1 protein-coding gene is annotated in these 1598 nt (G+C 42.8%); it reads left to right on the forward strand.

The annotated features are described in order from the left end of the window. Window positions 1-1464, forward strand: a 1464-nt coding sequence (locus tag NCCP2331_RS18215) for an IS4 family transposase (RefSeq protein ID WP_251672117.1), incomplete at its 5' end; no start/stop codon positions are given. Window positions 1465-1598: the final 134 nt, after the last annotated feature.

Genomic DNA, 1598 nt, shown 5'->3' on the forward strand with positions numbered 1-1598 from the left:
CATAGCTGTCAACTTAAGAAGAAGGTGTATGTTTTCCAATATGAAGGTATAGATAAATACCATCATCTTTGGAAGGGAGACCTAATTATGCCAACACCGCAGATTGTTCATCTTCTAGAAGAGTTATTCGAATGCATCCATCCTGAAAGAATTGATGATATCGCGAAAGAAACCGGTTTTATTGTAAGAAAACGTTCAATTTGCGCAAGTGATTTCCTCGCCATGTTGTTTCAGTTTCACGGGAATGTAGCGGAATGTTCCCTTCAGGAACTTTGCGTAAAGCTATACACAGAACAGGAGATCTCTGTAAGCCGAACCGCTATAGATAAAAAGTTTTCTAAAGAGGCGGTCCTATTTCTTCAACGTCTCGTTCAGGAGCTTATGCTCCAACAGAGGCAAATGCAGTTTCCTTCGCTTTCCTTGGCAGAGAGTTGGCCGTTCGTTGCCATGAGGATCATGGATGCGACGAATGTGTCTGTACCGGACCATTTGAAAAAACGGGCTGCTCCCACCCGACAGACATCCGGGAAAATTCAACATGAGTATGACTTCCTTACGGGTCAGACGCTGTTTTCTTCTATTGATTTCAGGAAGGTGAATGACACGAAAATGGGAGCGAAAAGAATCCCTTACCTAGAGGAACAAGAGCTTTGTATGCAAGACTTGGGCTATTTCTCCTTTCAGCAGTTTGAAGAGATGAAGGAATATAAAGGTTTCTTTCTCTCTAAGCTTCGGAATGATGCATACTTGGCTTTTAAAAACCCTTACCCTTCCTATCATCCAAACGGGAAAGTGATCGAGAGTAGCCAATATCAGCGGATTGATCTGGTCGCACTTTGCGAACAGATGGAGCCTGGTGAGTGTCTGGAATTAGAGGGGGTTCATTTTGGAAGAGACGCTCATTTTCCTGCGCGATGTATTATATTTGCCCATGATGAAGCCGTGAAAGAACGGAGGATTAAAAAAATCGATCGACGAGCCACCAAGTCGGGAAAACAACCCAAGCAAGTCGTCCGTAAGTTAGCACGAATTACTGTCTATATGACCAATCTGCCTGATTCGGTATCTGCTGAACAGGTAGTTGATTTATACAGGCTACGCTGGCAAATCGAACTTCAATTTAGAGTATGGAAAGATTATTTAGACATGGATCATTTTAAAGTCATGAAGCGTGAGAGATGGCTCTGCCACTTATACGCTTCCCTACTAGTTGTGATGATCAGTCAATTAATCGCCCATCAGTTACGAAATATGATTTGGGAAGAGGAGAAGATGGAAATCAGTGAGATGGTTGCGGTTCGGACGATCGCAACAGAGGGGTTAGCGATTCTTTACGAGATCTACAGAAGAAAGAAAAAATCGTTGAAAGACTATCTATTAGGAATGACCCGACTGCTTATCAAGACAGCCAGGAAGCCTAACTCCCGCAAAGGTACAGCCTTTCAACGACTTCTATACGCTTAAGAATCCCTGGTCTCCTTCTGGCAAGAGGGCGTAAGGATTCCTATATTTCTTATTGCCTTTTTAGCCTGATTCAAAACATACATTTACGGAAAACGACGAGTAAAGGATGTCTAATCCTTAAGTTGACAGCTATG

Origin of the sequence: Sporosarcina sp. NCCP-2331, from assembly GCF_023707945.1 — a bacterium.
Classification (GTDB): domain Bacteria; phylum Bacillota; class Bacilli; order Bacillales_A; family Planococcaceae; genus Sporosarcina; species Sporosarcina cascadiensis.